The organism is Bacillus sp. 22483, from assembly GCF_052044605.1.
GTDB lineage: Bacteria > Bacillota > Bacilli > Bacillales > Bacillaceae > Bacillus > Bacillus altitudinis.
Genome location: NZ_JBQENU010000012.1, coordinates 16,912 through 43,212, shown reverse-complemented (window position 1 = coordinate 43,212; position 26,301 = coordinate 16,912). Strand labels below are relative to the sequence as shown.

Below are 26,301 nucleotides of genomic sequence, written 5' to 3'. Positions count from 1 at the left end.
CTACCTTTCTTTCAAGTCTGTAGTTGTTAAAGGATCTTGATGATAAAATGCAAAACGAAAAGCGTCATTCATCAGCACCGGTAAAACAGACGTATGTCCTTCTTCAGGAAATTCGTGATAGGTCGTATGCAAGCCATACGAGGATAAAGGCAGCATACGATTGGCTAGAGACTTTGCATGAGCATTCATTTGACATGGATGATGTTTTTCTAACTCACCTACACCTACAAGTAGCCTTACATCCATAGGCACTTGACGGATGCGGTTGGTAAATTGGTGTTCTTTTTCTAGAAATAATTCTTTGTTCCAGTGGATAGAAGGACTGCCCGCAATATATGTCTGATAAGCGTCAGGGTGCTCAAATAGTGTGTGTAATACAAAAAGCCCGCCAAGAGAATGGCCAAATAGTGTTTGACGACTCTGATTAATCGGAAAGCGCTGCTCAATGTATGGCTTAACCGTCTTTTCTAAAAAAGAAAAAAAAGCAGAGGCGCCGCCATATGTATGGATGGAGAAGTCCTTTCTTTTACCCTCAATGGAAACGTCAGGGCCGGTAAGAGTGAGATCATAATGCCTAAGCGGATGATAGGGCGCTTCTGTCTGATAACCAATTCCAACAATAATAGCAGGTACGACACCTGTTTTTTCAGGTCTTCTTGACTGTAAACGGATGGCTTCGACCATTGTGCCAAAAAGTGAATTCCCATCAAGCACGTACATGACTGGAAAACCAGTTTCGGGAGGAGTGGTATTCGGTTTAAATATAAAAAGTCTGTATGGGTGTGCTGTGATATCTAGTTGCTCCGTCCCAGGTATAAAAAAAGGACGGCTTTCTCCAAAAAGTGAATCATCAGTACCCATTCCTTCAGTGCGTTTGGCCATATGTGAAAAATCCCCTTTCTCAAATTGACCTCATATGATGATAAAAGCAGGCTTGCGGATATTGGATGAGTGTATTAATAAAAATTTAAATGAAAATGATTCTCAATTATCACGCAAGCAAATCAAATGATAATGTTTATCAATTAGGAAGTCAAATGTTCATAAAGTGGTATAATCGATAATTTGATCTAAATATTCAGAAAATAAAGGACTAACTAACTACCAAATGATTGGAAATAGAGAATGCCGGATTGTGTCATTAAAACAGAGTAGAAATGCCAAAAAACCTTGGCAATCTCAAATTATTTACCATTTTCTTCTGTTTGAATCATGATTAAATATAGGTTTTTCTTCTTGAAATAATTTTGAGAAAAATAAGTCTATAGACCTTCTTGTGTTTTTAGAAAAAAAGAGGTGGATTTTGGGGAAAGTTAGTGTTCTTAATTCACAACTTATTCAATATCATGCTTAAATTCATAGACAATTTTCTATGGAAGACAAGATCGCAGGGAATGTAGGTAGAATGAAACCCCCATTAGGAAAACTGAGGCTAAATCTGCTTGAAAATCAGCTCAAGCTGAAAAATACGTTTATAGTGGAGGAATATCATGAAGTGAAGCAATTATGACAAGCACTGTAGAGTGGCGAAATAACATATAACATCAAAAATGAGGCAATAAAAAAAGTAAGGGATGCTCCCTTACTTTTTGATCATATCGGTGTAAACACCATTCAATTAAAATCCATCTGTGACATCATATTCGTAACGGATATCGGCTTTGACATTGCTCATAGTAGATCTCGCTGTAGCTTTTGCGTTGTACTTAAAGCTCCATTTTTGAGCGACTCTTAATTGATCATCCAGAGATATACGATAAGAACCACTTGTTGCAGAGGAGAAAAGTGATTGATACCAAATGTTACTATCACTAGCCATCAGTTTGTGTGTGACATTCCCTTGGTTGGGTGTTTGAGTGCTAGTTGTCGTAATCGATTTGACAATTGCACTTTTAGGAATAGAAGAATTGTTCGTTAAATCCATTGTAATGACAGAAGAATCAACCCCTAAAAAATTTAAAGAAGAATTCCCCAAGTTTGTAGCAGTCCCCGTAAAATTGAATGTCCCATTTCCAGATTTAATACGATCTTGAATGGAAACAGTAAAATACATGTTTCCGCTATATGTACCACGGGTTACTTTCACAAAATAAGTTTCTGAAGTTGAAGTCACGTCACCAGTATTTGCAAAAATAAAGGGTGTGACTGAATCAGGATTAATTACTTCTGTTTTCGCATCAGAATATTTTGAATTATAAACCTCGATTTTCATCCCAGTATATTGCTTATTATACGAACTTCTGACATAAACTCTTTCACCTTTATTGATCGTAAACTGATAATATGCTTCATTTTCACCTTCAGGTAAGATTGTCGTGTCTGAACGACTATTTTTCCAATATCCCATTGAACTTGCAGTGTTAGGACTATTATTCTCCGTAATTGCTGCTTCTGCTGAAGTAGGTGCAAAAAAACTAGTAACAAGCGCCAATAATAATGCTGGTAATAATAAACGTTTAAAGATAGTATTTGTCATATATTAACCCTACTTGTAATAATTACTATATCGACATTAAACTAACAAATTTTAACTGAATTGCCGATATATTTAATAATCACTATTTTCTTAAAAAAGGAGAATCAAAATGAATATTAATACGTCATATACAGCCAGTTCTTCGAACAATCTGAATCAAATAGATTCTAAAGGCCAATCAGCTATTAAAAGTACAAATGAAGTGATGACCGAATCTGATAGACGGATGAAAATATTAGATGAAAAATATGAAAAAATAAATGAACAAAATAAACGATTCAAAGATCCTCATGGTCATATATTTGATAAGTATCGAAATCCATACTCTCCTTATTTCAGAAGTGACCTAACCAAACCAGAAAGAGATGCTGCTTACTCTATGGAAATTGGTTGGGCTAACCATGGGAGAGGAGGGTATTATAATTTTAATGATGCCGCCTTCCGTAATGAAAAACGGTACGATCCTACCCAAGAAAGTGTAGAAAAGAAACTATTAAATCGTCAGAAGGTGAACGAACAACTGCAAGCTTTGTTTTCTACCAATGGTTTGAACATTCCTAAAAATGCTAATTTAACTTTTACCATTGATCCGAATCATTTTAAATTAGTGGTGAGTGGATCAACTGATGAGTCGCTGGTCAAACAAATAGAAGACATATTGAATACAAGCAACAATACAAGAGAACTATTTTTTCATATTATGAAAAGTAGAAATGATGATTCGACTCAATTCACGCCGGATTCACTTGCAAAGTTCCACCTTGTCAATCAAATCAAAACGGTGACAGGCTACAATTTAAAAGATTTAAGCATTGTAAACGGTCAATTTGTAACGGATACCGGAGCGAATATTTTTGATATGTACAAAGAAGAACTTCTGAAAAACCCATACACAGCTGAAAATGCCCGCATTGCTGCATCACATTATGGTGCACAACTCTTTGATCTAGCGAAGAACGGATATGATTCTATTCCTGATTTGGTGCTATCTATTGGGTATGAAAACGGGTCTTTATATGACATTGGACAAAAGGTGAATTACGGAGTTAAGAAAACGATAGATTAAAAAACGCACCTGATATTTTCAATATTTGATCATGTGCGTGTACTGCCATGTTGGAGTATCGATCACATGTGTGAACAACAACAGCTACAAATCCCATTAGCGATACAAAGGACTCTATAACAATTTATGTTACAGAGTCTTTTCTATTTGAAGTGTGTTGTTTCGCTGTTCAACAAAACATCGACATGGTAATTTTGACTATAGTTGATGTTTTTCACTTTTTTATTGATGAAAATGTTAAAATGATGAGTAGCGTATTTTTTTATGAAAGGACGGTGCTTGGCATGACGGAACTTCTCGATGACCGGCTGCCGCCGCAAAATATAGAAGCCGAGCAGGCCGTATTAGGTGCTGTTTTTTTAGAACCATCTGCGCTAACGCTCGCTTCTGAGGTATTAATTCCAGAGGATTTCTATAGAATGTCGCATCAAAAGATTTACAATGCGATGCTTGTACTTGGTGATAGAGGGGAACCGGTTGACCTTGTCACGGTGACATCAGAACTTGCCAATACAGACTTACTAGAAGAGGTAGGCGGGATTTCGTATTTAACAGATATTGCGAACTCTGTCCCAACTGCCGCAAACATTGAATATTATGCAAAAATTGTAGAAGAAAAATCCATTTTAAGACGTCTGATCCGTACAGCGACAACCATTGCACAGGATGGATATACGCGTGAGGATGAAGTAGAAGATCTATTGAGTGATGCTGAAAAAACCATTATGGAAGTGGCTCAGCGTAAAAACTCAGGAGCTTTCCAAAACATTAAAGACGTTCTTGTTCAGACATATGATAATATTGAACAGCTTCATAATCGAAAAGGTGATATTACTGGGATTCCAACGGGTTTCTCAGAGCTTGACCGGATGACAGCTGGCTTCCAGCGAAATGACTTGATTATTGTAGCGGCTCGTCCGTCCGTAGGGAAAACAGCCTTCGCGTTAAATATTGCACAAAACGTTGCAACCAAGACAGATGAAAGTGTCGCCATCTTTAGTTTAGAGATGGGCGCTGAGCAGCTGGTCATGCGTATGCTTTGTGCCGAGGGAAATATCAATGCACAAAACCTAAGAACCGGTAACCTCACAGAAGAGGACTGGGGTAAGCTGACAATGGCGATGGGTTCGCTATCAAACAGTGGGATTTTCATTGATGATACACCTGGCATTAGAGTCAGTGAAATTCGCTCGAAATGCCGCCGTTTGAAGCAAGAAAACGGGCTTGGCATGATCCTGATTGACTACTTACAGCTCATCCAAGGGAGTGGACGATCAAGCGATAACCGTCAGCAAGAGGTATCTGAAATTTCTAGGGCTTTAAAGTCACTAGCAAGAGAACTTGAAGTGCCGGTCATTGCCTTATCACAGCTTTCTCGTGGGGTAGAGCAGCGTCAGGACAAACGTCCGATGATGTCTGATATTCGTGAATCAGGAAGTATTGAGCAGGATGCCGATATTGTGGCGTTCCTTTATCGTGATGATTACTATGACAAAGAATCAGAGAATAAGAACATTATTGAAATTATTATTGCGAAACAGCGTAACGGTCCAGTTGGAACGGTATCACTGGCTTTCGTGAAAGAATATAACAAATTCGTCAACTTAGAGAGAAGATTTGACGATGCGGGTGTTCCGCCCGGTGCTTAAAGCCCAGCTCAAGAAGCTGGGCTTTTTTGATCCATCTACATCGAAAGAATGACTGAAAAACAGTCGAAATGAGGAGGAGTGGTAGAAAAAGAGAGCGTATACTAAAGGGAGAGAAAAGGAGTGATGACTGATGAAGTTTCAACAATTCGAAGCCGCTCAATTACGCATCGCACGTCCGACCGTCAACATGAAAGAGGTTGTTTCTTTTTATGAAGAAGGTTTAGGGCTGAAACGAATTGGCTCATTTGATCAGCATGAAGGGTATGATGGGGTCATGCTTGGGCTTCCTCACCAGCATGTTCATCTGGAAATCACCAAACATGAAGAAGACGAAAGCTTGCCTGTTCCCCACCCAGAGCAGCTGCTTGTATTCTATATTCCGAATGAAGAAGAATTTCAGCAGATGAAAAAGAGACTGATCGCATTTGGTGGACGGCATGTCACCTCTACGAACCCGTACTGGGATCGAGGAGGCGTGACGATTGAAGATCCAGATGGATATCGAGTGGTGCTCATGAATACAGAAGGAATTACACCTGATTAAGAAAGACTCCCATCTCGTGGGAGCCTTTTTTGTTAGGAACGAGGCGTGACACGGAGCTTCAGTTCTTTTAGTCCATACATACCGCTGCTTGTCATTGGGACGTAAGAGAGAAGCTCTAGTGATTCATATCGTGACTGTATGGCTTTGATGGCAGTGCAGGCTTCTAGGCGAGCAAGTGGTGCGCCTAGGCAGAAATGAATGCCGTGGCCGAAGCCAATATGAGGATTAGGGTGCCTGTGTATATCGTACTCATGTGCGTTTGGAAATTGACGCTCATCCCGGTTCGCAGAAGCAAGAAAGACAATCACACTGTCTCCCTTTTTCAAGACTTTCCCTCCAAGTTCGGTGTCTTCTGTGACATACCGGACAATTGTAGGCGCAGGGGCACGAAAACGGACAGCCTCCTCCACAGCTCGAGGAATGAGGTCAGGTGATTGAGCGAGCGCTTCATACGACCCCGGATTTTCTAACAAACTAAAGATCATATTGGAGATCAGGTTGGTGGTCGTTTCGTTGCCTGCTAACAGGAGAAGATTGCAGAAAGGAATTAATTCGTCTGCGGACAGCTTATCTCCATCTTCCTCCGCTTGGATTAAAAGCGAAATCAAATCCTCACTAAGGTTCTGCCGCTTCTCTTCAATGATGTCAGCAAAAAACGCCATCATGTCCGCTTCGCTTTGATCCCGTGTTTTTTGCCATTCAACGACATCTTTTTCATGTTCACTTTTAGGCATGCTGACGAGGATATCGGACCATTCTTTAAAGGATTGTTTATGTTCTGTTGGCACACCTAAAAGCTCTGCAATGACTATCACAGGAAGCGGATAGGAGATGTCTTGAACAAGATCAATCTCTTCCTTACCTTCTATTTGTCCAATGAGATCATCCATTAACTCTTGAATGCGTGGTTCCCACAATTTCATCACCCGGGGTGTAAAAGCTTTGCTTACAATGGAACGGATTCGTGTATGTTTTGGCGGGTCCATCATGACCATTGTTTTCATCAGTGAATGTTTCCGGTGGTCTTGAGGAGGTTGACTAGAAAAGGTATCTTTATCGATGGTGACGCGCTTTGCTTCTTCATAGGTGAAGACACTCCATGTTTGGCTGTGTTCATCAAAATGAACAGGAGATTCTTGACGCATTTTGGCGTACCAATCAAATGGGTGATACGGGTCCTGCTTATTTTTCCCTCTTAATAACGCTTTTTGAACGGCACTAGGTGTTGTTGTTTCCATGATCATCACTCCTTATGGGTTGTCAGATGATTCCTTTTTTTTACTGTGTTAGATTTAAAGGTAATTCATCAGGAGAAAGGATTCAACCAACAGAAAAGCGAAATCTGTTGAAGAAAATGGGAAGGGGAGAGCGGCTTGTGGCGGACTGCTACAGAGGGGATAAGCGCGCAACTGAATCAAAGCAACAATTAAGAAAAGCATTATTTCAGTTATTAAAGGAGAAGGAATGGGGGAAGATTTCTGTACAAGATTTGACGAACAAGGCAGGGATCCATCGCACAACCTTCTATCAGCATTATGAGGATAAGTTTGACTTAGCTCAGCAGGTCATGGATGAGATGTTTGATGTCATGAAAACCGCTATTTTTGCTCCTGTACATGAAAATGAGTGGAAGAGCGACCATGCAGCATATGTGTATATTTATCGCTTTTATCAGCATTTGCAGGAACATGAAGAGGAGTATCAGATTCTCTTGAAAAGGGGAAAAGAGCTTAATATTCATCAGACGGCCAGTGCTTTTTTTGAAGAAAGCTTTACTTTGGGGCTCGAAGAAGTTACAGGTTCACCACCTGATCCACAACACGTTCCTCTCGAAATGCAGAAGCAATTTGTCATTTCTGCTTATGTTGGAACAGCTGAGTGGTGGCTGAGAAAAGGTAGACCATATTCACCCGACTTTATGGCAAGTTCGATGATTCAATTGATTGAAAATCACTGAACAAACGGAAATGAGAAAAACAGTAATTTTGATCGAAATCTTCTTGTTTAAGCGTAGAATGAGCAATTAAAGCGCTTTTCCTCACATGTAAAACGAACAAAATTTGATTTCGAGATATTAATGTTCGGATTTCACGTTGACTTTTTCATTGTCCATTGATAAAATAAATGTGTTTGAAAGAGATAACGTTTTGAAAGGTTAACGGAGGTGCACGATATGTCTTCAGTAGTCGTAGTAGGTACGCAGTGGGGTGACGAAGGGAAAGGGAAAATTACCGATTTCCTTTCAGAAAATGCAGAGGTGATTGCCCGTTATCAAGGGGGAAACAATGCAGGTCACACAATCAAATTTGATGGAGTGACTTACAAGCTACACCTCATTCCGTCCGGTATTTTTTACAAAGAGAAAACTTGTGTCATCGGTAATGGAATGGTGGTTGATCCTAAAGCGTTGGTCACTGAGCTTGCGTATCTTCACGAACGGAATGTGAGTACAGATAACCTCAGAATCAGCAATAGAGCCCATGTCATTCTGCCTTATCACTTAAAATTGGACGAGGTAGAAGAAGAGCGGAAAGGGGCTAACAAGATCGGTACGACGAAAAAAGGAATCGGACCAGCTTATATGGACAAAGCTGCCCGCGTCGGAATCCGTATCGCAGATTTATTAGATCGTGAAGTATTTGAAGAGAAGCTTGCCCGTAATCTAGAAGAGAAAAATCGTCTTTTAGAGAAAATGTACGACACAGAAGGCTTCAAAATTGAAGATATTTTAGATGAGTATTATGAATATGGTCAGCAAGTGAAAAAATATGTCGTGGACACATCTGTTGTATTGAACGATGCTCTAGATGAAGGCCGCCGTGTTCTTTTTGAAGGGGCACAAGGCGTTATGCTTGATATCGATCAAGGAACATATCCGTTCGTGACGTCATCTAACCCAGTGGCTGGAGGCGTGACGATTGGTTCTGGTGTAGGTCCTACGAAAATTCAACATGTGGTCGGCGTATCAAAAGCTTACACAACTCGTGTAGGTGATGGCCCATTCCCGACAGAACTCCATGATGAAATTGGCGATCAAATCCGTGAAGTTGGCCGTGAATACGGTACGACAACTGGCCGCCCGCGCCGTGTTGGTTGGTTTGACAGTGTTGTTGTCCGTCATGCACGCCGTGTGAGCGGAATTACAGATTTATCTCTTAACTCCATCGATGTACTGACAGGGATTGAGAAATTGAAAATCTGTGTCGCTTATAAATTGAACGGAGAAATCACTGAAGAATTCCCAGCAAGTCTAAATGAATTAGCGAAATGTGAACCTGTCTACGAAGAAATGCCAGGTTGGACAGAGGATATTACAGGTGTGAAGAATTTAAGTGAACTGCCTGCAAATGCCCGTCATTACTTAGAGCGCATTTCACAATTAACAGGTATTCCACTTTCTATTTTCTCAGTCGGACCAGACCGTTCCCAAACGAACGTTGTCCGCAGCGTGTACCGTCCATCATTATAGACTGATCAGACACCAGTAAAATCACACATTTTACTGGTGTTTTTTTGTTTAAATATTCCTTAATTTCTACGGAACGCTCTTCCTGTCATTACCAAAATATGATAACTGTATAAAAGGGAAGGAGCGTTCTAGTGAAAGAAAGAATACGATTATTAGATATTTTACGAGGTTTTGCGATATTAGGCACATTGGGTACAAACGTCTGGTTTTTTGCATACGCAGGGGATACCTTTGCGACAGATCAAATTGCGGATGAATATGAAAATGGCAGTTTTCTTGAAAGTCTTGTCTCTATGTTCGTTTATGGCAAAATGCTATCGCTGCTCACAATCATGTTTGGCGTAGGGCTAGAGCTGAAATACCAGCAGGCGAAAAGAAAAAATATGACTTGGCCGGGTACATATTTATGGATTCTTTTATTTTTATTTATTGAAGGCTTTGTCCATTTTGCGCTAGTGATGGAATATGATGTGCTCATGAGTTACGCCATCACGGGTTTGCTTGTGGCGTTTATTGTCCGTGGAGGAAGTCGGCGCATCAAAAAAGGCATGATTGTCTCGGGTGTCATTCATTTGTTGGTGACGGCTTTTCTCGTTGTATTTTCTTTCTCTGAATTGGAAAATGAATCCTATGACGAGAGCAGTGAACCAGCGTACGAAGAACAACTGCCGGAGACATGGATATCTCAAGTTCAAGACCGATTACAGCACTTTTTGATGTACCGAGAAGAAGCGATCTTTATTATCCCAATGAATACCTTTTTGTTTTTATTAGGTGTGCGGATGATGAGAGCCGGTGTATTTTATGCAAATGAGCGTGGGCAAACTCTACGGAAAACATTGTTCCGAATGGGTTTGTGGATTGGACTGCCGCTGAATGCGCTCGTCTTTGTACCAAATGACATAGTGGAATTCGTGGTGCGCTATGTGTTTTCGCCATTCCTCTCTATTTTCTATATTGCTGTCGTGGCGAAGCTTCTAGCACGCACGGAGTCATGGTTCATGTGGACTTGGTTTGAATATGTAGGGAAAATGGCGCTTAGCTGCTATATCCTGCAAAATGTCATCTGCTCGATCCTTTTTTACAGCTGGGGATTGGGTCTTGGCGGTCAAATCAACGCCCCCCTTATCGTCTTGTCATGGTTGTTGATCTCTCTGCTGCAAATCGCCATTTCAGCCCTTTGCTTACACGTCTGGCGTATTGGGCCAATGGAGTATATCAGATCACGGGCACTTCGCCGTGTGACAATGAAGAAAGCATCTTAAAGGGGAATAGATACAATGTTTTTCAAAAAAACGACGAAAAGAGAACAAGCCAATGCACAAAAAGCAGCAGGATCGGCGTTTGTTTTTTATCTTCTAGCATTAGGAGGACATGCGTCTTACGCTTTTTTTCAAGGTGAGAGTACACCTGTGACTTTTGTGATTTTAATGACAGGTCTTCTTGTGTTTTTCACCGCAGATTGGCTATACAACAAAAAACATTCATAAAAAAGAAGCCCTCTGATGAGAGCTTCTTTTTTATTTTAGGCTTTTATATTGGCCTTTTAAATTTTTACGAATGTATTGAATGATTTTGCGCAGTTCGTTGGCGTGCGGTCTGCCAAATGGACTTGTTTGTCTTTGTTGATAGAGGACTTGGCCTTTTTCATTTAATAAGAAGTAGGCGGGTTCTCCGTGCACCCCGTGATCTTCATATGGGGCATCTTCCCCGTGATAGAAGACTTCATAGGCTTTCAATGATGTGAGGTCTTGGTCAGACATGATGGGGAAAGAAAGTCCCTCTTTGTCTGCAAATTCTTTCAAGTCTTCAGGATTATCCGTTGAGATCGTCATTAAGTGAATATCCTTTTCTTGAAAATAGGATTGCTGTTTTTCCAGCTCTTTTAATTCTTCGACACATACTGGGCACCATGATCCTCTAAAGAAAACGATAAGGTGCCAGCTTTGATGCTCCTCTAAATGTTTGTAAAACTCAATGTGATCGCCCTGCACTGTTGGCAGTGAAAAATCGGGCATTTTATCTCCTAATTTAAATGAACTCATCCTATGCTTCCTCCTTTTTCAATCACCATGCTGTTTGTTTCTTGTATAACCAATATTGTTCGGAATCAAACGTTTCTGTGTGCTGGATTGGGCAGTGGCCATTGATTGAATGAAGGCGCTTTCGGATTTAGGCGATGTAACAGAAGATATCAAATCCGACACTTTTTTTAAAAAAATGTCGAAAAACGTATTGCCATATGTAATTACTCTATGATATTATAAATCTCGTTGTTGCAAAGGTCTCTGAAACTTGTTAAGATGCGATTTTCCAGCTTTTAAAGCGATTGGTTTGACGCAATACAGCTTCTTCAGATTCACTTTTCACAAACCGAGAGCCATTAGCTCAGTTGGTAGAGCATCTGACTTTTAATCAGAGGGTCGAAGGTTCGAGTCCTTCATGGCTCACCATGTTTTGGCCCGTTGGTCAAGCGGTTAAGACACCGCCCTTTCACGGCGGTAACACGGGTTCGAATCCCGTACGGGTCATTGATTTACTTTAGCGTTAAGCTAATTTTTCCTCACTTGCTTGAAGGAGCACCACGATTGCTTTTTCGGGCAAGTTACTGAGGTCCGGTAGTTCAGTTGGTTAGAATGCCTGCCTGTCACGCAGGAGGTCGCGGGTTCGAGTCCCGTCCGGACCGCCATTTATACATATKMATCTTTTGAYGATGGCTCGGTAGCTCAGTTGGTAGAGCAACGGACTGAAAATCCGTGTGTCGGCGGTTCGATTCCGTCCCGAGCCACTTCCAAACGCATCTGCAATCGCAGGTGCGTTTTTATTATGAAAAGAAGGCATAAAAAGGGAGAAGCCGGACCTAGGTAGGGCCCGGCTCCATAAGAAGAAGACGTTACATGTATATAGACGTTTGGTGATTGGAAAAGTTTCAATAAAAAAGGAAAAAGTCATCAAATCTTTTGGGTGAAGTTCTTCTATCCAACGTTTACTAGCAAAGAAAGCCGTTATTATTTTTATCTTTGCCTCGTAAAACGTTATAATAGACAGTGAGCCTTTTTTTCGTAAATGAAAAAGGCGTAATGAGACATGCAAAATGGAATGACATAGATGCTAAAAATGCAGGAGGAAATCACAATGGAAAAAAAGATTCTTGTCGTAGATGATGAAAAGCCGATTGCGGATATATTGGAATTTAACTTAAGAAAAGAGGGCTACGAGGTTCATTGTGCGTATGATGGAAATGAAGCCCTTGAAATGGTAGAAGAAATTAAGCCAGACATTATTTTGCTCGACATTATGCTACCGAACAAAGATGGCGTTGAAGTATGCCGTGAAGTGAGAAAGAAATATGATATGCCGATTATCATGCTGACAGCAAAAGACTCTGAAATCGATAAAGTCATTGGTCTTGAGCTTGGCGCGGACGATTATGTCACAAAGCCATTCAGTACACGCGAGCTGCTTGCACGTGTAAAAGCAAATTTAAGAAGACAGACGGCTGCTCCGCAATCAGAGGAAGAATCTGAATCAAATGATATCGAGATTGGTTCACTTGTGATCTACCCAGATGCGTATGTTGTGTCTAAGCGTGACGAAACGATTGAGTTAACGCATCGTGAGTTCGAATTGCTTCATTACTTAGCAAAACATATTGGACAAGTCATGACACGTGAGCACTTACTGCAAACGGTTTGGGGCTACGATTACTTCGGAGATGTCCGTACAGTAGACGTGACAGTCCGCCGTCTTCGTGAAAAAATTGAAGACAACCCTAGCCACCCGAGCTGGATCGTAACAAGACGAGGCGTCGGCTACTATTTAAGAAACCCAGAGCAGGACTAAGATTCTTATGAGTAAAGTAGGTTTTTTTCGCTCGATTCACTTTAAATTGACCTTGATTTATGTGCTGCTGATCATTGTCGCCATGCAGATCATTGGCGTGTACTTTGTGAAGCAGCTAGAGCAGTCCTTAATTAATTCCTATGATAATTCCTTGAATCAGCGAATCTACTCGTTATCGTATTACCTAGAACAAGATTCATCGAAAAGCAAGGCAGAATTAAAAGAGGATGCTCAAAAGATATTAAACGATTTTAACAACAAAGATGAGTCTAATGAAATTTCTGAAGTCAGCTATATTGACGAAAGCAGAGAGGTCATTGCCTCTGTGAATAATGGCAGTCAAGAGATTGCCGGGAAGAAAATCACAGATCAAATCATTAGCCGTATTTTCGCGGTTGGCAAAGACTACGAGAAAAAATTCTATGACCCAGAATCGAATAAACGAGTCCGCATATCAGCGACAGCCGTGAAAAATGAGAACCAAGAAACCGTTGGTGTCATTTATGTGGTCTCATCCATGGAAAGTGTTTTTAACCAAATGCGAACGATCAACACCATTTTGGCGACGGGTACACTCATCGCACTTGGGACGACCGCTCTACTTGGTATATTCATATTCAGAACCATTACACACCCAATTTCGGATATGAGAAAGCAAGCGATAGAGCTCGCCAAAGGGAACTTTTCCAGAAAGGTCCGAAAGTATGGACATGATGAGATTGGTCAGCTAGCGACGACATTTAACCATCTGACGAGAGAGCTGGAGGAAGCGCAGCTGATGACAGAGGGTGAGAGGAAAAAGCTTTCTTCTGTTATCGCCTATATGACCGATGGCGTCATTGCCACGAATCAAAATGGTGCCATTATTCTATTAAACAGCCCAGCACTAGAGCTGTTGAATGTTTCACGTGAAACAGCTCTAGAGATGCCGATCACATCCTTGCTTGGCTTAGAAGAAACTCATACATTTGAAGATTTAGTCGAAAATCAAGACTCCATGCTACTAGAAATTGAACGCGAAGATCAGTTGTCTGTTTTGCGTGTCAATTTCTCAGTGATTCAGAAAGAGCATGGGAAGATTGATGGTTTAATTGCAGTCATTTATGACGTAACCGAGCAGGAAAAAATTGATGCGGAACGTCGTGAATTCGTGGCGAACGTATCGCATGAGCTGCGCACACCGCTTACGACGATGCGAAGCTATCTGGAGGCACTCGCTGAAGGTGCGATTGGTGATAAAGAGCTTGCGCCAAGGTTCCTCAGTGTCACGCAAAACGAAACAGAGCGCATGATTAGACTTGTGAATGACCTGCTCCAGCTGTCTAAGTTCGACAGCAAGGATTATCAATTCAATCGTGAGTGGACGAATTTTATCAGGTTTATCTCGCTCGTCATTGATCGTTTTGAAATGACGAAGGAGCAGCATGTCGATTTCATCCGCAACTTGCCGCAGCGTGAAATATATGTGGAAATTGATCAAGATAAAATCACTCAGGTGCTCGATAATATCATTTCCAATGCTATGAAATACTCGCCAGAGGGTGGACACATTACGTTCACTGTCGATTTGGATGAGGAGCAAGGTCTTGTGTTATTCAGTGTCAAAGATGAAGGAATCGGTATTCCGAAGAAGGATATGGATAAAATCTTTGAACGTTTTTATCGAGTGGATAAGGCAAGAACAAGAAAGCTTGGCGGAACCGGCCTAGGTCTTGCGATTGCAAAAGAAATGGTTCAGGCTCATGGCGGAGATATTTGGGCTGACAGCATTGAAGGAAAAGGAACAACGGTAACCTTTACCCTTCCGTACAATGAAGAACAAGAGGATGATTGGGATGAAGCGTGAGACCTTTAAAACCATTATATTGACAATCCTAATTGCGATCAGTCTTGTGTTTACGTGGAATATTTGGATGTTCCAGCCCGTCATGCAGGATCAGGCGGATGCCGGCACACAGGTCGTGGAAACGAAGAAGATTTCAAGCGACGAGCCTCGGAGTCTCATTGATGTCGTGAAGCCGCGTGAGATGTTCATCCATTCCAATGGAGAGCATTTCAAAGTGGATCAAAAGGAACTCTTCCAAAACTTTTGGAATGATGTGAGCCTGTGGGATGTCAAAGAGATTGCTGATGTGTCGGACCAATATTCCGAGCAGAAATTTAAGAATTTCTTCTATGGACGCGAGGGGCAAGGCAAAACATTGGATCTTGTGTTCAATGATCCGATTCCGATTGATATTTTCCAAGCGCTGTTTAAATGGCCGAATAAATCCATTGAATACAACTCGTTTGACCGGATGATTGTGCCGTTCGCTCAGCCGGATAAGGCCAATAAGAAAGTTTATTTGGTTTCATACAGCAAGGAATCGGTGCTTGAGCTAACGATTGAATCTGCCAACTATCGTAATTTGATGGATAGTATTGCAGCCGCTCAAAACGAGATGCCGCGTTATGATCTATATACTTTCTCTACAAATTCAAAACGAGATTTCCTTCTGCCGCAGAAGCAAAAGCAGCTTGAAGCAAAAATGTTCTTTATCGAAACGATTAAGACAAGCAAATTCAAGGACGCTTTGTTTACAGACCCAAGTCTAGTTGGGGAGGAGTCTAATTTAAACCGGACGGTGTATACAGATGGAACGAGTCGTCTTGAAGCAAATCAAAAAGACCACCGCATCCAATATCAGCATCGTAATATCAATTCTAGTACCGTATTCCAAACGGGAGATTTGATCAAGCGAAGCGTGAAGTATTTCAATGATACCGGAAGTTTTACCGATAATTATCAATACTTCGGCATTAACAGCAACCAGCAGCTGTCCTTTAATATGTTTATGGATGGACTGCCGATCGTCAACAGCACAAAACATCCATTTGGTATGACATCACTTGAAGTGCAATGGGCGAATGATGACATCTTGAGTTATAAGCGTCCAAACTACATTCTCGGCAACAAAGCGAGTCAGAGTGAACAGGTCAAACTGATGAATGGGACAGAGCTGAAAAACTTGATCATCAAGCAGACGAAGTATGATGATTTAGAGAAAATTGAACAGATTTTCCCTGCCTATCAAGCGACATCCACGGCATCAGATCAAGATCAAGCGATGTTTGTTTGGCTAGAGCCAGTATGGTGTATGAAATATAACGGAAAAACCGTCATTTTATCGAATGATTTGCTGACAGAGGGGAGCGAGAATCATGGAGTGGAATAAGACCAAAACGATCTTTATCCTAGCCTTTCTCGTTCTCGATATCTTTCTAGGTTTTCAATACTTTGAAAAGCGATCGACCGATCATTTTGCGATTATCGAAAAAACAGATACGCTGGAAGAAATGAAGGCAGACGGAATCAAATATGGCAATCTATCAGATGAAGCGAAGATTGGATACCGTATTACAGCTGAGAAAAAGCAATATACGAAAAAGGATGTCGACGGATTAGCTGATCAAAAGACGAAAAGCACATTCCCGAAAACCGAGAAAGATGATCCTGTCACCCTGCTTGAAATGACCTTCAATAAACCAGTCGCATTGCCGAAAAAAGATATGAAAACAGCAGCGACCAATCTTGTGAGCCAGCGTTTGCTGGATGGCAAGAATTATAAGCTCTGGAGCATCGATGAAGAAACAGGTGAAATCGTCTTTTTCCAAACGTATAAAGGAAAATACATCTTCCAAGAAGGTCTTGATGACACCGAAACCATTGGGAAGATCACATTGGATGTGAACGATCAAAACGAGGTCGTCTCGTATCGGCAGTCGATGGTGACATCGATTAATGAAGTGAGAAAAGAAACCCTTGTCCCGGCGCTTGAAACGGTGAAGGACTTATATACACAAAATATGCTGAGCCAAAACACGACAGTGAAAAAAGTGGAGCTTGGCTACTACACGCAATACCCAGGTGCAAGCACTCAAGTAATGGTTCCTGTATGGCGAGTAGAGATTGAAGGCGTGGCAGCTGGTTCAAAGAAAAAGACAGAAGAAGAATATTTGATCAATGCCATTGATGGCTCAACACTTGATCATATAGAGAAAGAAGACAAATCTTCATTGGAGTGAGAGAACATGAGCTTGCAGTTCAGTGTACTAGCGAGCGGAAGTACGGGGAACGCTTTTTATTTAGAAACAGACGAGCATGCTTTTTTAGTAGATGCGGGCTTAAGCGGCAAACAGATGGTAGAGCTGCTTGGTCAAATCGATCGCAAGCCTGAAGACTTGGACGGAATTTTTGTCACACACGAGCACTCAGATCATATTAAAGGACTCGGTGTGATGGCAAGAAAGTACAAGCTTCCTGTCTATGCAAATGCGAAAACATGGAAGGCGATGGAGTCACATATTGGGAAAGTGGATACGGAGCAGAAATTCCACTTTGATATGGAGACGGTTCAATCATTCGGCGGACTCGATGTTGAATCATTTGGCGTATCACATGATGCGGTAGAGCCCATGTTTTACGTATTCCATTATGGCGGGCGTAAACTTGCCCTTATGACGGATACAGGCTATGTGAGTGACCGGATGAAAGGGATTATTAAATCAGCCAATACGTTCGTATTTGAGAGCAACCATGATGTCGGCATGCTGCAAATGGGGCGCTACCCCTGGAGTATTAAACGCAGAATTTTGAGCGATGTCGGACACGTATCCAATGAAGATGCAGCTCTTGCTATGACAGACGTGATTGGAGACGCCACCTCACGCATTTATTTGGCCCACTTGAGTCAAGACAACAACATGAAGGACTTAGCCCGTATGGCGGTCCAGCAGACGCTTGAAATGAAGGGCTTTGTTGTAGGGGACGGCTTTGATTTATATGATACGGACCCGAAAAAAGCAACCCCGCTTTGCGCCGTATGATTTTTACAATCGTATGATTAAGATAAGAGCTTCTTACCAACACTATATACATCATCTATTCACTGAAAGGAAGGAAACATAGTGGATTATCGCGATGTAGAGTGGAAGCCGAGACGAAGCAGAAAAGGATATTTCCTATCTGGTCTGATCGGTGTATTGGTAGGAGCTTTTTTAATGGGATTCTTTTTCCCCTATGTGTCTGGACAAAGCGGCAGCCCCTTTGGCTGGCAGTCAGCTGGAGATCAGCAGGCATCAGATGGCCCTTTAAAGACCGTCAATGTGAACGTGAATGATGCGGTCACAAAAGTGGTATCGAGTATGTCGGATACGGTTGTCGGCGTCATTAACATTCAAAAGTCGAGCTTTTGGGAAGAAGGCGGTGAAGCAGGCAGCGGGTCAGGTGTGATTTATAAAAAAAAGGGTGACACCTTTTATATTGTGACCAACCATCATGTCATCAAAGGCGCAAACCAGCTTGAAGTGAGCCTTCAGGACGGGACAAGGATCGGGGCAAATCTTGTCGGCAGTGATCAGCTTATGGATTTAGCGGTACTCACGGTCAAAAGTGATAAGATCAAAAAAACCGCTGCCTTCGGCAATTCAGACCATGTCAAACCAGGTGAGCCTGTCATCGCCATTGGAAATCCATTAGGCCTTGAATTTGCTGGCTCCGTCACACAAGGTGTGATTTCTGGAACGGAGCGTGCGATCCCTGTTGATTCTAATGGTGATGGACAGACGGATTGGAATGCGGAAGTTTTGCAAACGGATGCCGCCATTAATCCTGGGAACAGCGGCGGAGCCTTGATCAATATGGACGGCAAAGTGATCGGCATCAATTCAATGAAGATTGCTGAGTCAGAGGTGGAAGGGATTGGGCTGTCTATTCCTGCGAATCTGGTGATCCCTGTCATAGAGGATTTAGAGCGCTATGGAGAGGTGAAGCGTCCGTACCTTGGTGTTGGGATGAAATCACTAGCAGATATTGCGAGCTATCATTGGCAGGAAACGTTAAAACTGCCATCAAAGGTCACAACCGGAGTCGTCGTGATGAGTGTCGAGCCTTTGTCTCCAGCAGGGAAAGCAGGGTTAAAAGAGCTGGATGTCGTGACGTCGTTTGACGGCAAGGAAGTACAAAACATCGTCGATCTGCGTAAATATCTTTATCAAAAGAAAGTAGGCGACAAGGTAAAGGTGCAATTTTACCGAAGCGGAAAGAAAAAATCAGTCGAGATCAAACTCTCCCAAACCGATCAGTTCGGTGGCTAGCCAGTTCCTATAAGGGACTGGCTTTTTTTACATGCCCGGCATATGATAAAGAAAAGGGGGAGATACGATTGGTCACATTACTACCAATGTCGCAAACAGATTATGACGTCTTGATAGAGAAGGCCATTAAGCGGTACGCAGAAGAAAAGGTACACGCAGGGACATGGAATCAGGAAGAAGCGCAAAAGAACGCAGAGGAACAATTTGACCGGCTGCTTCCTGAAGGACTTCAGACAGAAGATCATGAGTTGTGGAACATCTTACATGGAGAAGAAGCCATTGGATGGGTATGGCTTTGCTATGATCCAGATCATCCCCAGCATGAAGGCTTTATTTATAATTTTATTTTGTTTGAAGCGTATCGAGGAAAAGGGTTGGCAAAACAGGCCATGGCGGCATTAGAAGAGCAGGCAAAGTCATTAGGTGTGAAGAAACTATCGCTGCATGTCTTTGCCCATAATCAAATCGCCCGCTCACTTTATGAGAAAACGGGATTTGCTGAGACAGGGATTTACATGAGCAAACCTTTATAAAAAAAGAGAAGTACCGTGCAGAGAGCGTACGGTACTTTTTTATGTGGACATCATGGCATCTTGCGCCGTGACTCGGTATAGGTCGACTTTGCATTTCACAAACGCACGGATGATGGCTGGGACTTGAGCTTCTGAACGAATCAACAATGAGGTCTCGTCATCTCTGATCACAAGGTCTGTTCCCACACTTTGTAAGTACTGCGTGAGAACAGGCTTCACCTCATCATCAATCCATGCATGCTTGAAGGTGGCACGAATGGTTGAAGACGTGATGGTTTTCTCTTGAGGATGAGTACTTGAGGACACGATTTTTCCTTCAGATATGAAAGCTGTTTTGGTACAAATAGGTTGGGTGAACCTTGGCTCGTCTGCTGTTAAAAAGACAGTTTTTCCTTCAAATTTTAACGATTCAATCACCCGCTGGATATGTAAGATAGAATCTGCATCAATATCCGCAAAAGGCTCATCAAGTAAAATAAAGTCAGGCCGATGAGCGATGGCCTGAGCCATTCCGAGCCGTTTCTTCATCCCAGGTGTAAAGGCACCGACTTTCTCTTGATGATAACGATGTAAGCCAACAAATTCGAGTAATTCTTCATAATAGCTCGTTTTCTGCCGAGTACCCGTAATTTTCGATAAATAGGCAATATGCTCAATAGCAGTCAGCCCTTCATATAAATCTGTATATTCAGGCAGAACACCGATATGATGACGTACTTTTTTTAACGATGTCATGTTCATCATGATAAACGTGCCAGAGGTGGGGCGGGAGATCCCTGTAATGATATTAAAGAAGGTCGTCTTACCAGCACCCTTCGGTCCAATGAGGCCGAAGATATCCCCTTGATGGATATCAAGATCAATATGATCTATTGCGACTTTCGTCCGATATTTTTTTGTCAGCCCTTTTGTGTGAAGCACTTAGACATCCCTCCTCTGAAACAGTAGTGCAGTTCCAACGAGTAAGACAACAGTCAATGCGGCATTCATCAGCACATAGGTCAGCGGTTCACTCCAGCGCGCATAATAGTAAGGCGTCACGTATTGGAACCAGTGAATCAACCGTTCTGAAGAAAGAACAGACATCATGCTCATGATTGGAAATAGAAAGGAAAACAACATGCCAACAAACATCGATTTCTGTGGTGTTGGAAAGAGCATGGACAAAAACAAAGCACAGGAGATGCCGACACTGATAAACGTTAATATTTTTAAGGCATCAGAGAACAGAAAACGATGTGAAATCACCATATTTAATATATATGTGGTCATAATGCAACTGAGCCAAAACAGCATCAGCCCAAGATATTTCCCGATGACAATGTTTAAACGGGTCGTTTTGCTGACGAGAAAACGAATGGTTTTCAAATGAATTTCGCGGCTCAAAATATCATGAGATAATAAAAAAATAAGGAAGAAACCAAATAACGAAATCACTAGTTCATTCCCAATGGAATAAGGGTCCTTTGCCTGTTCCCACTTCCCTTGATAAGCAGCTATAAATGGAAGACTTGATACAAAAGTAGATAAAATGAAAATAATAACAATTGTTAAGATGGATTTTGTGCTTTTGAAGAGCTGCTTAAATTCATTCATACAGATGGTCCACACACACTGTACCTCCCTTCATCTTTATTATACCGCTAGAAAAGAAAGACACCATATCTCGCTCTTTAACATTTGCTTAAATTTTATAAAAAAGAAGACTCTTCCAGAACAGTTAACTCATTTTTAAAAATGTTCAGAAAAATATCTTGATTTATCAAAAAACATCATGTATGATAGCTTTAATTCAAGATAGTTAAACAGGCAATGACGAGAGAAAGTACAATCATCAATTTTTCCACAGAGAGCTTCGGCAGCTGAAAAGAAGCAAAAATAATGATTCGAAAAATGGTCTCTGAGCCTCGTGCTGAACATATCCATGATATTAGTAGGTGACGACGAGAGTTGGTACTCGTTATCAAAACCACAGTATATGAGCCAAATTGGAGCTTTGTACTTGTAGAGGCTGTTTAGCGCGAGCAAACAGTAAATAAAGGTGGTACCACGAGACAAATACCTCGTCCTTATGATTCATAGATAAGGATGGGGTATTTTTTATTGTCCACTTTTTTTTCATACAAATGTTCAAATGTTCCACGTGAAACACCACAACCATTTTTTCAAATGAAAGGGAGATTAACATGAGTGAACATGCATTGGTTTTACAATCAGATTTCGGTATTGATGATGGAGCGGTCAGCGCAATGTACGGCGTAGCCAATACAGTGAGCAACGGCATCCGCATTTTTGATTTAACTCACAACATTCCCCAATATGACATTTGGGAAGCGTCTTATCGCTTGCTTCAGACGGTTACATATTGGCCGGAAGAAACGGTATTTGTCTCCGTTGTTGATCCAGGCGTTGGATCAGAGCGAAAGAGCCTTGTCGTCAAAACAACAAGCTCACACTACATCATCACACCTGATAATGGGACACTTACGCATGTCGCACAGGATATTGGCATCGTGGAGGCTCGGTATTTAGATGAAACCATCAACCGTCTGCCGAAGTCAGGGAAATCACATACATTCCATGGTAGAGACATTTACGCCTATACAGGCGCGAGAATTGCTTCAGGTGTGATTTCTTTTGAAGAGGTCGGGCCAAAGGCGAATATAGAGGACATTATTCACCTTCCAGTCGTACAAGCTTATGCGGAAGAAGAAGTGATCACAGGGACGATTGATATTTTAGATGTGCGGTTCGGAAACCTATGGACAAACATTCATCATACGTTATTTGAACAGCTTTCAATCAATTATGGGGATGCAATAGAAGTTACCATTGCCAACGGGCCAAAAAATGTGTATAAAAATATCATGACCTATGGACGATCTTTTGCCGATTTAAAGGTAGGCGAACCACTCGTATATGTCAATTCACTCGATCATTTAGGCGTGGCGATCAATCAAGGGTCATTTGCAAAGGCTTATAACATCGGTACAGGCACAGGCTGGCGCCTTTCGATTCGCAAAGCTCCGCGCATTATATATGAATAAGAGGAGGAAACATCATGGCAGGTAAACAACTTTCAACGAAAACTGTCGTTGCCATCGGAATTGGCGCAGCCGTCTTTGTCATTTTAGGACGCTTCGTCTCCATTCCAACTGGGATTCCGAATACACAAATTGAAACATCGTACGCGTTCCTTGCGTTAATGGCCGTGCTATTTGGTCCTGTTGCAGGCGCATTGATTGGATTTATTGGTCATCTCATTAAAGATGCCACCACATTTGGACCTTGGTGGAGCTGGATTATCGTTTCTGGTTTGGTAGGTTTGATGATCGGTTTAATTTCCAACCGTTTAAAAGTAGAAGAGGGTGACTTTGGCTGGAAAAAAATTGCGTTCTTCAACGCCGTCCAAGTCGGCGCACAAGCATTAGGCTGGTTTGTCATTGCGCCGGTACTCGACATTGTGATCTATGCAGAACCTGCTAACAAAGTATTTTTTCAAGGCATCGTAGCAGGAATCTCAAACATCATCACAGTCGGTGTATTAGGCACCATCATCATTGCGGCTTATGCGAAAACAAGAAGCAAAAGCGGCAGTCTATCGAAAGAAACATCATGAAGCAAGGTGGAACACATAAATGAAGAAACCGATGATTCAATTCGAACATTTCGGATTCAAGTATCGCAGTCAGGCAGAACCAACATTGAAAGATATCAACCTGACCATCTATGAGGGAGAAAAAGTTCTCATCGCAGGCCCGTCTGGATCGGGAAAAAGCACACTAGCCCATTGTATCAATGGGCTAGTTCCTGCGTCTTATAAAGGTTCTATGGAAGGAAGTCTTCACATCGGCGGGAAAAATGCAGAGAAAGAGAACATTTTCTCCCTCTCACAGCTCGTCGGAACGGTGCTGCAAGATCCTGATGGACAATTTATCGGGCTGACCGTTGGAGAAGATATCGCGTTCACACTAGAAAATGATCAAGTCACACGCGAAGAAATGAAAACACGTGTCGAGAAAGCGGCAAAATTAACAGAGGTAGACGGCAAACTGGCATCATCCGTGCATGAGCTGTCAGGCGGTCAAAAACAACGTGTCGCCATCGCAGGCGTACTTGTCAACGATGTCGACATTTTGCTGTTTGATGAACCACTGGCAAGCCTTGATCCCGCAACAGGTAAAGAAGTGATCGATCTCATTGACCGTCTGCAAAAAGAAACGAAAAAAACGGTCGTGATGGTGGAACATCGATTGGAAGACGTCCTCTTCCGCCATGTCGACCGCATCATCGTCGTCAATGACGGCACGATTGCAGCGGATATGACACCAGATGAATTGCTCGCCTCAAATGTATTAGAAGCGGCGTATTTACGTGAGCCTTTATATGTGAGAGCGATGAAATATGCAGGTATTCCGATTGCAGCAGGAGATCAGATCGCTAATTTACAGCATCTCACCTTAAATGACGAGGCAAAAGAGAAAATCGAGCAATGGATGGAAGCATCTGAGCCATCAGTCGAGCAGAATGAAGCGCCGGATTTACTAGAAGTGCGTGAGCTGAGCTTTGATTATCCGACAAGACCAAACACGCTGAGCAACATCTCTTTTACCGTCAAAAAAGGAGAAATGATCAGCATCGCCGGTGCCAATGGCGCAGGCAAGACGACACTATCCAAGGTGCTCTGCGCATTTGAAAAGCCAACAAAAGGGACAATCCTTTTAAATGGCAATGACATCTCAGGAGACACCATCAAACAGCGCTCCGAACGAATCGGTGTCGTCATGCAAAACCCAAATCAAATGATTTCGAAACAAATGATTTTTGATGAAGTCGCCCTCGGTCTCGTTTTAAGAGGTGTACAGGAAGATGACATCAAGGATCGTGTAGAGCGAGTCCTGAAAGTGTGCGGGCTGTATCCATTTCGGAACTGGCCGATCTCAGCCCTCAGCTTTGGACAGAAAAAGCGCGTCACCATTGCATCCATTCTTGTGTTAGAACCAGAAATCATCATTTTAGATGAGCCAACGGCCGGTCAAGATTTTAGACATTACACAGAGATGATGACGTTTTTAGAGCAATTAAATCAGCAGGGCGTCACGATTTTGATGATCACCCATGATATGCATTTGATGCTCGAATACACAACAAGAACCATTGTCATTTCAAATGGAGAAAAAATCGCAGATGATACACCAGCCAAAGTGCTGACAGATCAGCTGCTAGTCCAAAAGGCGAGCTTAAAAGAAACGTCGCTGTATGAACTGGCGCTAAAAGCAGACTGGCCGAATCCAAATGAACTCGTGGATCGCTTCATTGAGGTTGACAGAAAGGAACGAATGACATGGCTGTAGACATGCTGTCTTATATCGATCGCCCATCGCCAATTCACCGGCTGACAGGGGCAACCAAACTCATTTGCTTTATCCTCTGGTCATCCGCAGCGATGCTCACATATGATACAGGCGTATTAGTGTTTATGCTAGTTGCCAGTATCGTGTTCTTTCAGCTATCAAACGTACGATTTCGTGATATCTCTTTCGTAGTGATTGTCTTGGCGATTTTTCTTGTCATCAATAACATCGCCATTTACGTCTTTGCGCCTCAGCAAGGTGTCGCCATCTATGGAGCGAAGCACGAGCTGTTTCACATTGTAGGCTGGTACAATGTCACACTTGAACAGCTTTTCTATCAATTGAACATTACACTGAAATACGTGACCGTGATGCCAGCGGCGCTTTTATTTATCGTGACAACAAATCCAAGTGAATTCGCCTCATCGCTCAGCAGAATCGGGGTCAGCTACCGGATTTCGTATGCGGTAGCGATTGCTCTGCGCTACATCCCAGATATTCAGCGTGATTTTCGAACGATTGCCATTTCTCAGCAAGCAAGAGGCATTGATTTATCGAAGAATGAAAAACTGGGAAAACGGATTAAAAATGCGCTGTCGATTGTGATGCCGCTGATTTTCTCCAGCCTAGAGCGGATTGAAACGATCAGCAATGCGATGGAATTGCGCGGGTTTGGAAAGCATAAAAAGCGCACATGGTTTACGGCGAAAGACTTTCAAAAAGCAGACTATGCGGCGTTAATCTTTGTTGGAACGGTACTGATTGTGTCGCTAGTGATTACATTTGTTAGAGGAACGAGATTTTATAATCCATTTTTATAGGAAGGAGCCTTCACAGGAGTGGAGGCTTTTTTATTTGGTTTGTGGATAAAAGGTGTGGAAAATGGTAAAAGACTATTAACATGTGAATAAATCGGTTATATTGAACAATGAGCGAAACACATGTGAATAACCAAACAACATATTGGAGGAATTAGAAACTTATGAACAAATCACTTTATGCTTGTGCAGAACATATAGAAACCGTACTAGACATGTACATAGATGATCACGAAACACCGCCAGAATTCAGAAAAATCGAACATACACACAGCTTATCCACAACCTGTGAATTGTGCGATGAACCTGCAATATATATAGTGGGGAACGAATGATCGGACACAAAATACACAAATTTTATCCACAATTGTTGATAACTTATATGAATAACTTGTTCTTAAGGTGGGGATGACC

At 42.0% G+C, this 26,301-nt stretch carries 25 protein-coding genes, 4 tRNA genes and 1 other annotated feature; of the genes, 23 read left to right on the top strand and 6 right to left on the bottom strand.

The annotated features are described in order from the left end of the window. Both ACTJJQ_RS15880 and ACTJJQ_RS15875 read right to left on the bottom strand, forming a co-directional pair. Entirely contained in the window at positions 1-882 is an 882-nt protein-coding gene (locus ACTJJQ_RS15880) for an alpha/beta hydrolase (RefSeq protein ID WP_039168998.1), read from the bottom strand. 736 nt (positions 883-1,618) lie between these two features. Continuing rightward, the gene (locus ACTJJQ_RS15875; protein WP_440600384.1) at positions 1,619-2,476 is read right to left on the bottom strand and encodes a hypothetical protein; all 858 of its coding nucleotides are present in this window, start codon (positions 2,474-2,476) and stop codon (positions 1,619-1,621) included. Between the two features lie 109 nt (positions 2,477-2,585). Here ACTJJQ_RS15875 and ACTJJQ_RS15870 point away from each other — a divergent pair, with 109 nt between their 5' ends. The 3 genes from ACTJJQ_RS15870 (at position 2,586) to ACTJJQ_RS15860 (ending at position 5,735) form a co-directional block, all read left to right on the top strand. Continuing rightward, positions 2,586-3,542, top strand: a complete 957-nt coding sequence (locus ACTJJQ_RS15870; RefSeq protein ID WP_440600383.1) for a DUF4885 family protein — start codon at positions 2,586-2,588, stop codon at positions 3,540-3,542. A gap of 284 nt (positions 3,543-3,826) precedes the next feature. Continuing rightward, positions 3,827-5,191: a replicative DNA helicase gene (gene dnaB, locus ACTJJQ_RS15865; RefSeq protein ID WP_003214779.1), complete on the top strand. Its 1,365-nt coding sequence runs from the start codon at positions 3,827-3,829 to the stop codon at positions 5,189-5,191. 130 nt (positions 5,192-5,321) lie between these two features. After that, positions 5,322-5,735 carry a VOC family protein gene (locus tag ACTJJQ_RS15860; RefSeq protein ID WP_008347509.1) on the top strand — a complete coding sequence of 138 codons (414 nt, stop codon included), beginning with the start codon at positions 5,322-5,324 and terminating at the stop codon, positions 5,733-5,735. 32 nt (positions 5,736-5,767) lie between these two features. Here the strand turns inward: ACTJJQ_RS15860 and ACTJJQ_RS15855 are convergent, their stop codons facing one another. Next, entirely contained in the window at positions 5,768-6,973 is a 1,206-nt protein-coding gene (locus tag ACTJJQ_RS15855) for a cytochrome P450 (RefSeq protein WP_148779908.1), read from the bottom strand. A 137-nt stretch (positions 6,974-7,110) separates the two neighbouring features. Here ACTJJQ_RS15855 and ACTJJQ_RS15850 point away from each other — a divergent pair, with 137 nt between their 5' ends. The 4 genes from ACTJJQ_RS15850 (at position 7,111) to ACTJJQ_RS15835 (ending at position 10,694) form a co-directional block, all read left to right on the top strand. Continuing rightward, complete coding sequence (locus tag ACTJJQ_RS15850; RefSeq protein WP_304414256.1) at positions 7,111-7,692, top strand: TetR/AcrR family transcriptional regulator; 582 nt, start codon at positions 7,111-7,113, stop codon at positions 7,690-7,692. 216 nt (positions 7,693-7,908) lie between these two features. Continuing rightward, entirely contained in the window at positions 7,909-9,204 is a 1,296-nt protein-coding gene (locus ACTJJQ_RS15845) for an adenylosuccinate synthase (protein WP_007497400.1), read from the top strand. A 131-nt stretch (positions 9,205-9,335) separates the two neighbouring features. After that, on the top strand, positions 9,336-10,469 hold the full coding sequence (locus ACTJJQ_RS15840) for a DUF418 domain-containing protein (RefSeq protein WP_241511662.1): 1,134 nt from the start codon (positions 9,336-9,338) through the stop codon (positions 10,467-10,469). Positions 10,470-10,484: 15 nt separating this feature from the next. Next, on the top strand, positions 10,485-10,694 hold the full coding sequence (locus ACTJJQ_RS15835; RefSeq protein WP_024718463.1) for a hypothetical protein: 210 nt from the start codon (positions 10,485-10,487) through the stop codon (positions 10,692-10,694). A 30-nt stretch (positions 10,695-10,724) separates the two neighbouring features. On the opposite strand, the gene ACTJJQ_RS15830 is transcribed toward ACTJJQ_RS15835, so the two are convergent. Next, complete coding sequence (locus ACTJJQ_RS15830; protein ID WP_039170410.1) at positions 10,725-11,249, bottom strand: peroxiredoxin family protein; 525 nt, start codon at positions 11,247-11,249, stop codon at positions 10,725-10,727. Positions 11,250-11,581: 332 nt separating this feature from the next. Here ACTJJQ_RS15830 and ACTJJQ_RS15825 point away from each other — a divergent pair. From ACTJJQ_RS15825 to ACTJJQ_RS15775, 11 genes are all read left to right on the top strand, one after another. After that, positions 11,582-11,657 (top strand) — tRNA-Lys (locus ACTJJQ_RS15825). Positions 11,658-11,663: 6 nt separating this feature from the next. Further along, positions 11,664-11,735: transfer RNA gene (locus ACTJJQ_RS15820), tRNA-Glu, on the top strand. Positions 11,736-11,816: 81 nt separating this feature from the next. Beyond that, positions 11,817-11,893: transfer RNA gene (locus ACTJJQ_RS15815), tRNA-Asp, on the top strand. 26 nt (positions 11,894-11,919) lie between these two features. Beyond that, positions 11,920-11,992: transfer RNA gene (locus ACTJJQ_RS15810), tRNA-Phe, on the top strand. A gap of 347 nt (positions 11,993-12,339) precedes the next feature. After that, a complete protein-coding gene (gene yycF / locus ACTJJQ_RS15805; RefSeq protein ID WP_017359978.1) occupies positions 12,340-13,047 on the top strand; it encodes a response regulator YycF in 708 nt (235 codons plus the stop codon). A gap of 7 nt (positions 13,048-13,054) precedes the next feature. Continuing rightward, entirely contained in the window at positions 13,055-14,893 is a 1,839-nt protein-coding gene (walK, locus tag ACTJJQ_RS15800; RefSeq protein ID WP_007497390.1) for a cell wall metabolism sensor histidine kinase WalK, read from the top strand. After that, on the top strand, positions 14,883-16,262 hold the full coding sequence (yycH, locus tag ACTJJQ_RS15795) for a two-component system activity regulator YycH (RefSeq protein ID WP_024718466.1): 1,380 nt from the start codon (positions 14,883-14,885) through the stop codon (positions 16,260-16,262). Before walK ends, yycH begins: the two co-directional genes overlap by 11 nt. After that, the gene (locus tag ACTJJQ_RS15790) at positions 16,249-17,112 is read left to right on the top strand and encodes a two-component system regulatory protein YycI (RefSeq protein WP_017368442.1); all 864 of its coding nucleotides are present in this window, start codon (positions 16,249-16,251) and stop codon (positions 17,110-17,112) included. The genes yycH and ACTJJQ_RS15790 overlap by 14 nt, the downstream gene beginning before the upstream one ends. A gap of 6 nt (positions 17,113-17,118) precedes the next feature. Beyond that, positions 17,119-17,913 carry an MBL fold metallo-hydrolase gene (locus ACTJJQ_RS15785; RefSeq protein ID WP_035704178.1) on the top strand — a complete coding sequence of 265 codons (795 nt, stop codon included), beginning with the start codon at positions 17,119-17,121 and terminating at the stop codon, positions 17,911-17,913. Positions 17,914-17,994: 81 nt separating this feature from the next. Further along, positions 17,995-19,182 carry a S1C family serine protease gene (locus tag ACTJJQ_RS15780; protein WP_035704177.1) on the top strand — a complete coding sequence of 396 codons (1,188 nt, stop codon included), beginning with the start codon at positions 17,995-17,997 and terminating at the stop codon, positions 19,180-19,182. Positions 19,183-19,250: 68 nt separating this feature from the next. Next, complete coding sequence (locus ACTJJQ_RS15775; protein WP_035704176.1) at positions 19,251-19,715, top strand: GNAT family N-acetyltransferase; 465 nt, start codon at positions 19,251-19,253, stop codon at positions 19,713-19,715. A gap of 39 nt (positions 19,716-19,754) precedes the next feature. On the opposite strand, the gene ACTJJQ_RS15770 is transcribed toward ACTJJQ_RS15775, so the two are convergent. Together ACTJJQ_RS15770 and ACTJJQ_RS15765 are read right to left on the bottom strand one after the other, a co-directional pair. Further along, a complete protein-coding gene (locus ACTJJQ_RS15770) occupies positions 19,755-20,636 on the bottom strand; it encodes an ABC transporter ATP-binding protein (protein WP_017359972.1) in 882 nt (293 codons plus the stop codon). Then, a complete protein-coding gene (locus ACTJJQ_RS15765) occupies positions 20,637-21,326 on the bottom strand; it encodes an ABC transporter permease (RefSeq protein WP_008347476.1) in 690 nt (229 codons plus the stop codon). Between the two features lie 192 nt (positions 21,327-21,518). Next, positions 21,519-21,789 (top strand) — a binding site (T-box leader). Positions 21,790-21,901: 112 nt separating this feature from the next. Here ACTJJQ_RS15765 and ACTJJQ_RS15760 point away from each other — a divergent pair. The 5 genes from ACTJJQ_RS15760 (at position 21,902) to ACTJJQ_RS15740 (ending at position 26,222) form a co-directional block, all read left to right on the top strand. After that, positions 21,902-22,762, top strand: a complete 861-nt coding sequence (locus ACTJJQ_RS15760) for an SAM hydrolase/SAM-dependent halogenase family protein (RefSeq protein WP_041508072.1) — start codon at positions 21,902-21,904, stop codon at positions 22,760-22,762. A 14-nt stretch (positions 22,763-22,776) separates the two neighbouring features. After that, positions 22,777-23,334 carry an ECF-type riboflavin transporter substrate-binding protein gene (locus ACTJJQ_RS15755; protein ID WP_440600382.1) on the top strand — a complete coding sequence of 186 codons (558 nt, stop codon included), beginning with the start codon at positions 22,777-22,779 and terminating at the stop codon, positions 23,332-23,334. A 19-nt stretch (positions 23,335-23,353) separates the two neighbouring features. Continuing rightward, positions 23,354-25,069: an ABC transporter ATP-binding protein gene (locus tag ACTJJQ_RS15750; RefSeq protein ID WP_335358007.1), complete on the top strand. Its 1,716-nt coding sequence runs from the start codon at positions 23,354-23,356 to the stop codon at positions 25,067-25,069. Then, entirely contained in the window at positions 25,060-25,890 is an 831-nt protein-coding gene (locus ACTJJQ_RS15745) for an energy-coupling factor transporter transmembrane component T family protein (RefSeq protein ID WP_440600381.1), read from the top strand. The genes ACTJJQ_RS15750 and ACTJJQ_RS15745 overlap by 10 nt, the downstream gene beginning before the upstream one ends. Positions 25,891-26,051: 161 nt before the next feature. Further along, a complete protein-coding gene (locus tag ACTJJQ_RS15740) occupies positions 26,052-26,222 on the top strand; it encodes a CxxH/CxxC protein (RefSeq protein ID WP_008360116.1) in 171 nt (56 codons plus the stop codon). Positions 26,223-26,301: the final 79 nt, after the last annotated feature.

What these genes read in the sequence shown, in the direction of transcription:
- ACTJJQ_RS15785 (WP_035704178.1), top strand. Translation starts at nt 17,119, where the DNA reads ATGAGCTTGCAGTTCAGTGTACTAGCGAGCGGAAGTACGGGGAACGCT.
- ACTJJQ_RS15875 (WP_440600384.1), bottom strand. Translation starts at nt 2,476, where the DNA reads ATGACAAATACTATCTTTAAACGTTTATTATTACCAGCATTATTATTG.
- ACTJJQ_RS15760 (WP_041508072.1), top strand. Translation starts at nt 21,902, where the DNA reads ATGAGTGAACATGCATTGGTTTTACAATCAGATTTCGGTATTGATGAT.
- ACTJJQ_RS15755 (WP_440600382.1), top strand. Translation starts at nt 22,777, where the DNA reads ATGGCAGGTAAACAACTTTCAACGAAAACTGTCGTTGCCATCGGAATT.
- ACTJJQ_RS15750 (WP_335358007.1), top strand. Translation starts at nt 23,354, where the DNA reads ATGAAGAAACCGATGATTCAATTCGAACATTTCGGATTCAAGTATCGC.
- ACTJJQ_RS15870 (WP_440600383.1), top strand. Translation starts at nt 2,586, where the DNA reads ATGAATATTAATACGTCATATACAGCCAGTTCTTCGAACAATCTGAAT.
- walK (WP_007497390.1), top strand. Translation starts at nt 13,055, where the DNA reads ATGAGTAAAGTAGGTTTTTTTCGCTCGATTCACTTTAAATTGACCTTG.
- yycF (WP_017359978.1), top strand. Translation starts at nt 12,340, where the DNA reads ATGGAAAAAAAGATTCTTGTCGTAGATGATGAAAAGCCGATTGCGGAT.
- ACTJJQ_RS15880 (WP_039168998.1), bottom strand. Translation starts at nt 882, where the DNA reads ATGGCCAAACGCACTGAAGGAATGGGTACTGATGATTCACTTTTTGGA.
- ACTJJQ_RS15855 (WP_148779908.1), bottom strand. Translation starts at nt 6,973, where the DNA reads ATGGAAACAACAACACCTAGTGCCGTTCAAAAAGCGTTATTAAGAGGG.
- ACTJJQ_RS15740 (WP_008360116.1), top strand. Translation starts at nt 26,052, where the DNA reads ATGAACAAATCACTTTATGCTTGTGCAGAACATATAGAAACCGTACTA.
- ACTJJQ_RS15745 (WP_440600381.1), top strand. Translation starts at nt 25,060, where the DNA reads ATGGCTGTAGACATGCTGTCTTATATCGATCGCCCATCGCCAATTCAC.
- ACTJJQ_RS15845 (WP_007497400.1), top strand. Translation starts at nt 7,909, where the DNA reads ATGTCTTCAGTAGTCGTAGTAGGTACGCAGTGGGGTGACGAAGGGAAA.
- dnaB (WP_003214779.1), top strand. Translation starts at nt 3,827, where the DNA reads ATGACGGAACTTCTCGATGACCGGCTGCCGCCGCAAAATATAGAAGCC.
- ACTJJQ_RS15790 (WP_017368442.1), top strand. Translation starts at nt 16,249, where the DNA reads ATGGAGTGGAATAAGACCAAAACGATCTTTATCCTAGCCTTTCTCGTT.
- ACTJJQ_RS15830 (WP_039170410.1), bottom strand. Translation starts at nt 11,249, where the DNA reads ATGAGTTCATTTAAATTAGGAGATAAAATGCCCGATTTTTCACTGCCA.
- ACTJJQ_RS15835 (WP_024718463.1), top strand. Translation starts at nt 10,485, where the DNA reads ATGTTTTTCAAAAAAACGACGAAAAGAGAACAAGCCAATGCACAAAAA.
- yycH (WP_024718466.1), top strand. Translation starts at nt 14,883, where the DNA reads ATGAAGCGTGAGACCTTTAAAACCATTATATTGACAATCCTAATTGCG.
- ACTJJQ_RS15860 (WP_008347509.1), top strand. Translation starts at nt 5,322, where the DNA reads ATGAAGTTTCAACAATTCGAAGCCGCTCAATTACGCATCGCACGTCCG.